The organism is Paenibacillus sp. 01L418 (genome assembly GCF_056400045.1).
This window is the reverse complement of sequence record NZ_JBFTSN010000330.1, coordinates 1-7,166: the sequence shown is the minus strand read 5'-3', so window position 1 is coordinate 7,166 and position 7,166 is coordinate 1. Positions and strand designations below refer to the sequence as shown.

Below are 7,166 nucleotides of genomic sequence, written 5' to 3'. Positions count from 1 at the left end.
GGATAATAGATGCCGTCATTCATCCCATAACATACAACGACCCAGTCCGGTTTGCTTTCCGCTAGAGCCTTGCCAAGCCGATCATGCACGCAGGGACGAGGAAAAGGATGCTCCGGTTCGCTTAAGCCAGATGCTGTCTCGCTGCTTACGCCAAGGTTAATGAGTGTCATTTGATTGGCTGGCATATGCTGCAGGAAATAAGCATCCATGTAAGCAATAAACGTACCCTCATCCGTAATGCTGTCTCCTAAAAAAACGATCTTTTTCTTATCTGGTATAGCAGAATCCTTCCCAAATAACGGCTTCATCAAATTGTCCTCCCTTTGTTGTTTCGCACGGAATATTGATGCATCGCACCCGGCAGTCCTCTAAACGCCAAGCAGCCATCGCTAATTAGCGTCCACAGCCGATATTCAGTGAAACGAAAGTCGATTAGCAGGAAATAATGGTCCTGTAATTCTCCAATAACAGCTCCTGCCTTTACAAAACCATCCTCGCTTTCGATTGCAAGCTTATCAATAATAGCTATAAGCCTTCTATCAAGCTCTTCTTCAGCAGCATGCTTAATCTTGTCATCTTCCCATAAACGCAGTGTACACTCTTCCTGAGACAGCTCCAACCACTCTGCTTCATAGCGTCGTCTCTCACTATCTACTATTTTCTCTGCTTGCTCATATCCGTTTACGATATTTAAGTAAACATCCCTCTCTAGCAGCCCTTGCGCATAGTGAGGCAGGTTAGTCTGCATGCTTGCCGCGTTAAGCCGAAAAAGCTCAGAAACATTCATCATATGTACGCTATTGGTACGATTCTTTAGCAAATGCATGATGAAACGTAGTCCTACCTGATCGTGCGCGTTATCGGCACACCAGATGATGATCGTTTTATGCTCAGCTATGGCTGTTATTTTCTCGATCATTCTCTGAATCTGATGCTCACGATTCATGTGGTGATTAAACATAAAACCAGACAGCTTCTCCATTTGCCAAAATTCTCGTGCCCGCTGTCCTTCCACACGATCAATATTCTTAATTGGACCTACTGAAAAGCAATCATTAAACGACAATACCTCATTGTCTGCATGTTTTCCTAAATTGCTTAGGGCTACTTTCAAAGATCCTGCATCCGACATGCTGCATACGAGATGAACCATGCTTTTGCGCTGATCAGCTTCAACTCGCAAGGAATGTGAGTGCTGCACGCTTTTTTCATACATTTGTACAATGGAGTCAGCCAGAGCCTTCTGCTCCCCATTTCCTTGTTCAGTAAACGGTACAGTCAGCTTTAGAATGTCATTTAGAAGGCTTCTAGCCTCACCCTCGCTCAGCTCCCTTAAACGCTCATAAAGGTCTTTCAAATCAAAGCCTCCTTCTTGTACACCTATACTAGTTTACGCCATATATAAAAAAAGCTGCTCAGCAAGATCATCGTTCTTATCGACCTTCTGAACAGCTTATAATTGTTTACTCCTGCTGCGATGCAGCTGCTTCTGCAAACCCTTGATCTATCTCATCATTTACTTGATCAGCCGCTTTTGCCGCGCCTAAACTTTTGAATGCCCACCAGCGAACGGCGATTACAGACGCAGCCGACTCGGTTTCACCTTGAAGCTTCATTCCGATACGGAATGTGCCCTTCTCCGGATAAACAATTGTTCCAAGCGATACATTCGGTATATCAGGCTCAAACTCTGTGCCTTTAAATACGTCGATTTGTCCATAATATACTTTTTTCATCGTGCTTGTTTGGTCAGCCAAAATCGTCTTATCGATCTCTTCCAAGCCGACTACAACCGATACTTGACCCTCGCCAAGGCCATGCTGAATTTCATCCGACACATAGTTTTTTTTGCCGCGCGAGAAGAAGAAGCCGCCTGTCTTGCCGATAGACTCCAGCGCTACTTCCATTGTACCCGTTGAAATCTCATCATACAAATGCTGAGGCCGCGGAATACCAAGCTTGAAATCAAATTCATTGCGTTCGGGATGATACTGTACATCAAGAGATGGCTTCTCATCATATTCCAGATCATGCGTCTCCGCGCTCGCATAAAACTTATGAAGCGTTGAGGATTGCGACGTTTGCGTTAAACGCTGCAGCAGCGCGGTGCTCTCAATATATTCATCAAAAGGTACACGATCCACCTTCTCAATCATGTAGGTCGGTCCCATTTGGAGCAAGCTGATTTTAGCCAGGCAGATGCTTTGATCAGCAGATCCCTCTACTGCCTGCTCTAAGCTGCGTTCATGCCAATCCTTCAATATACGATTCGCTACAGGCTCGTCCAGCACCTCAATGATGTGCTTCGCATTCGTATCCAGTGGAATAGCCGAGTCGCCAATGGTTAACTTCGCAGCATGATTAGGTACAGTAAGCTGTGCTTTGACGCCAGCAGTCTGCGGCGCTTTCAAATGAAAACTAACCGAGTACTCCGTTTCCTGCGCATCGCCCGGCTCAACAAACATAACGGTATTCCCATCATGGCCAACAGAGGTGAAGCCCATTGCTTCATAATCATATTGGAAAGCAATTCGCGGCGTTTGCAGTGTCTTCTCAACCACCAGCTTGACCTCAACAACCTCGCCGACATTCACATACTTAGGCATACGCTGCGTAATCCGTACATTCGCATCTTCATAAATCGTAGCTACATTTTCAAGCAATCTAACGAATTCAAATGAGGACGGTGCAGGCGCTTCTTCATTAATGAATAAACGATAGGATTCAAGCACACGGTTATATTCGCTCACTTCGTCGTTGCGAATTGCAGAATTGCCTACCGAGTGAACCGGCTCCTTGCCTTTCTCATCATAAGCGACGCACAAGTATACATTTTTCTTATATTCATTGTTTGTAAAGCCCTCGATCATCGACAGCTTTAACGTTACAGGTGAAGGAATAACGAGTTCTCGTCCGATATAATCGATTGCTACGCCCATTTCGACCGAAATTGTTTTGTCATCTACCGCTACAACCTGCATGCCGGACAACACGCCGCTGCCATAGAGCAAACGGTTCAACAGCCTTCTTTTATCATTAAAATATTTTTGCTCCGACTCGAAATCGCGTACCGTCAACAGCTTTCCGTAAAAATAACGATTTCTCTCAAATGGATACAGCCTCGATTTTTTCACTTGTACCGCTCCTTCGCGTAATTATACTATTCCAGCTCTGAATCCATTTCTAAACGGGTATGGATATCCATGCGCTTCTCCATGCCAACGTCAACGATCAGCGTATCATTTGGCATCGAACGATCAGGGTTCAGCTTGAGCAGTGAAGGCTCAGTCAGCACCGTATTTATGCCTAAGTACGTATGTAAATCCAAATACATCCAAGGCTGCAGCAGCACCAGCTTCGCTTCCGTATAGGCTGGCTTTTGCTCATCCAGCAGCTGTTCGATAACGACTCGCTGCTTCTCAGTTGGCGCCTGTTCCGGACGCAGCAGCACGGTAAACGTATACGGATCACCGCTATAAAGCTGATCTGTCAGATGCCGCAGCTCTCCGTTGTCGCGCATCGCCTTTGTTTGAAAATATTCCACGATGAGCGGTGCAATACCCGTATAAATCTCGATCGTTTTCATTAAGCCTTGACGCGTGCCACGGTAACGATAAAGCTCCGGTGCGGCCTGAATGAACGCCTGCACCTGCTCATCCGTCCAATAATCATCCGTTTCTAGGCCAACCCAAGTCGCCAGCCAGCGTAAATGCTCGCCTGTTGCCCGTTCAGGATCGATGTATTCCGATAAATCCTCAATTTCTTCCTCAATCTCGGAAAACAACGTGCCGAATAATGATAAATAACGCTCAAGAAAATCACGGCTTGCCGGGTCCTCTTGATAGACAGCAGGCAAATAATTTAAATAAGTGTCTCTCGGAAAATAAATTCGCATGGACTCCAATAGTGGCGTATACCGCTCCGAAGCGATCCATTCGATTTTTAGCCACAAGTAACGTCCTTTTGCTCCAAAAAACAATGCGTCACTCGGATTAATAACCGGCGCTGACCAAAATTCAGCTAGTGCATTCAGCTTTTCGCGGTAGGGAATCGTCGCATCAGCTAGCCAATCGTCTACTTTTCGATAGCTTCCGGCGATAATGCAGCTATCGTCATTTTGACTGAAATAGGAGATATGAATCTGTGTGCCATCTGGAATAAAGGAGTTAAGCGCCATCTTGTGCCAGACGGTTTCGGCTTCTGCGCTATCGAACGCCCGTGAAAGCCAGACCCCTTCAGGAACACCCGTTTCCTCCATCAACAGCGTCTGTGGCTGTAAGTTCAAGATCGAAATCGTTCCGTCTTCGCTGTTCAAAATGTACATGCGATCCTTCTCATCAATCAACAGCTGATCCGCTTTGCCACGGAAACCTGTAATGCGTCCAACTGTCTCGCCAGCAGCATTCAACTGGACGATAAAGCGGTCATCCTCGCTCACTTGATCCATTTGCCTCGTGTCGCCAATATAAATCATGCCGCTGCTGTCAGCACATAGTCCTGCATAAGGAAGAGCAGGGAGTTCACGTTTCGCACTCAATGTTCCGGTAGGCCCGAATGAAAATAGCTTTGCGTATAACGTATCAAATATATAAAGCTCACCCGATGCCGCGACGGTCATAAAGTAAGTTCGGTTCAAATGCCTCAGCTTCGCTCGTACATGCTGTGTAAAGCTTGGATCACTCCATACACTGACGATCGCGCCGCCTAACGTAAACTGGATGATACCCAGCTTAGCGCCTTCTGCTAATGCCGGCTCATCGCCTCCCGTGTCCAGTTCAAGCGGTGTCAGCACGTACACATACCGGTTATCCGCTGCTATCGCAAGCGGATGCAGCAGAACTCCATCTGCTTCATTGCCTCCGCGCGACCAAAGCGTTTGTCCATTGCCGGTATGGTAAGCAGCGACTGTCCTCTCACCTGTGCGATCGGCGGCAATTAAAAGCTCGCCGGAGGCAGCAAGTCTAGCATGGGAGCTGAACAGACCATGCCCTTGTGTAAACAAGCGCTTATGATCAGCATTACGGCGGTCGTAAATCCACAGATCCGCGCGCTCATCCAGCAAAAACATATGCTCATGCTGGGAAACAGCCAGCTCTTGAATGGCAGCTGTACCTGCGAGGTCACTCAGCTGAATCGTTCCCGCTATTCCGTATTTGTTATCGCGGCGAACGCCGAAGCCTGCTAAATGAAAATCAAGATTATACCCGTTGCCGCGCAGCCAATCCAGCTCGCGGTTAATCGAGAAAAACTGGTCTTTTCCGTTCATGCTATACCTCCTTTGCAGCCGATTGCCACGATGCTATAGATGGGTGCGACTAATAAGTTCAATTTCATGCTGACCCGAGAAAACAAGTCCCTGCGGCGGAAGAATGATGTCTCCTCCTGCACTTTTCCTAACATGCGCACCTTCCGCATCAATCCACAAATCCTGCACGTATACTACGCCGCTCGCCTTGCTTAGCGCATTATAAATGTCTCCCTTATAGACAGAACGGCCAAATTTCCAGCCCTTGGTTCCATGCTCACCATCAAGCGGTCTTAGCAGCTTTTTCAATTGCTCTACTAAACGTTGTCCTTCATCTACGAATTGTGGCTCGACAACAACAACGGCATTGACGGTTACTTTAATATAAATGGGGGGAATGACATGTACTTCTGTCGTTATTAATCTTCTTGTATCCAAATGACGTTTTACAGTTTGCAGAAAACCGGCGCTTGGCGTTGGTGTATCGCTTAAACCGTATGGTACGACTACAACAGAAACTTGACCATTTGCCTTCTCTCTCGGATAATCATCAAGTCCCGGCTTATAGAGAGGAATTGCATGTACTCTAGCTACGGCAGCGCCTGGTGTTGCTAAAGCCAAAGTTTCGTAATCCTCATTGGTGACGGCACGGAATGTATGCTTCAGTTCTGACTGCGCCCGCTGCAGCGTTACCTGCAGCGTTTCCGCTTCCGAGCCTCCAGCTGCAAAACTTGGATTATTCACTTCGATTTGCAATGCTTTATGTGCTTCGTTCACCCACTCAGATATGAGATAAGGCTTAACGTTGCCACGATCACCACCGCCTAATTCACAACCGGTAAGAACAATATTGGTGTCCATACTGACTGGCGGAATAGCTCCTTTTTCGCCATTGCCGAAGTAAATGAGTCTTTTGACGGGATCATAAATATAATGACGATCACCTGGCTTAGAGCGGTCAAACTCATCTACACGCTTCCAATCCTGCCATTTGAAATGGCCATCCGGTTCTTGTTCACCTACCTGCAGCTTTAGTGCCTCGCGTTTCTTGCAGGATAGATTGTACAGCTCAAAGCTTTGGCTGGGCAGCCCATTGCTTCGTCCAATGAATCGGTAAAGATCAAACCTAGGTTCACTAGCAATGATACGAACCGTTTGTCCAGGCGGCGGAACAGCTCCGGTAGAGCCATCGCTAAACTGTACCGTTACATGATCCATCGAAGCATGTCTTAAAACGCTATAAAACGCAGGCGGGCGATCAGAGTGAGGCAGCTCCTCAAAGGAAGCAATCTCCTGCCAGTAACGCCATGCGCCATCAGCATCTTGCACTTGAACACGTATTTGTCCAAAAACAGCTAAGTAGGTAGCAATATGTATTTCTTCATGGGGCTCCCCTGATACCGTAAAATCAATCACTTCGCTTAATGTATCCTTCTGCTCAGCTTTGACCGTATGCAGCATTAGCTGACGAATGCGAGGCGGCATTTCATAACCAGACTCCTCAACTGTTGCACATATCCAATATCGCGGCTGCTCGCTTGCAGGATGCACAGTTACCGTACGCATCGGTGCCCTTAGGCAAAATGATATTTTACCGCTAAGCGTCAAATGGAGCGTCTCATCCTCTAGCACTTCAACGGGCATCCACCCCGCTGTCCCTGCTGCTTCATCCCAGCAATAAGCTTTCCACGAGAGCCTTGCAGATGGAGAAATGGCTTCGCGATTGATTACCAGATGCTGCACCTCGTCATTGCCAACGCCTTTATCCGCTTCCAAAAGATTGATGTTTATCGTGACCTGTTCCTGTGGGCTCAGCTCACGATCGAAGGAAAGATAAAGCTTCGAGGCTGTCCTTGCATCCTTCCCGAACGCATAAAAGGCAACATTGGCATGATCATTTGTAGCTGTGACGTCATTGGCT

Annotated in this window: 5 protein-coding genes; all 5 read right to left on the bottom strand. The window is 47.1% G+C overall.

Annotation, left to right across the window (positions count from 1 at the left end; genetic code table 11):
* On the bottom strand, window positions 1-308 hold a 308-nt coding region (locus AC1DSE_RS26535; protein WP_477528449.1), incomplete at its 3' end, for an SGNH/GDSL hydrolase family protein.
* Window positions 308-1,357 (bottom strand): DUF1835 domain-containing protein, encoded by a 1,050-nt coding sequence (locus AC1DSE_RS26530; protein ID WP_477509360.1) that lies wholly within the window; start codon window positions 1,355-1,357, stop codon window positions 308-310. The genes AC1DSE_RS26535 and AC1DSE_RS26530, both read right to left, overlap by 1 nt.
* A gap of 106 nt (window positions 1,358-1,463) precedes the next feature.
* The gene (locus AC1DSE_RS26525) at window positions 1,464-3,134 is read right to left on the bottom strand and encodes a hypothetical protein (protein ID WP_477509361.1); all 1,671 of its coding nucleotides are present in this window, start codon (window positions 3,132-3,134) and stop codon (window positions 1,464-1,466) included.
* A 26-nt stretch (window positions 3,135-3,160) separates the two neighbouring features.
* On the bottom strand, window positions 3,161-5,266 hold the full coding sequence (locus AC1DSE_RS26520; protein WP_477509362.1) for a phage tail protein: 2,106 nt from the start codon (window positions 5,264-5,266) through the stop codon (window positions 3,161-3,163).
* A gap of 33 nt (window positions 5,267-5,299) precedes the next feature.
* The coding region (locus AC1DSE_RS26515) for a putative baseplate assembly protein (protein WP_477528448.1) at window positions 5,300-7,166 on the bottom strand (1,867 nt) is incomplete at its 5' end.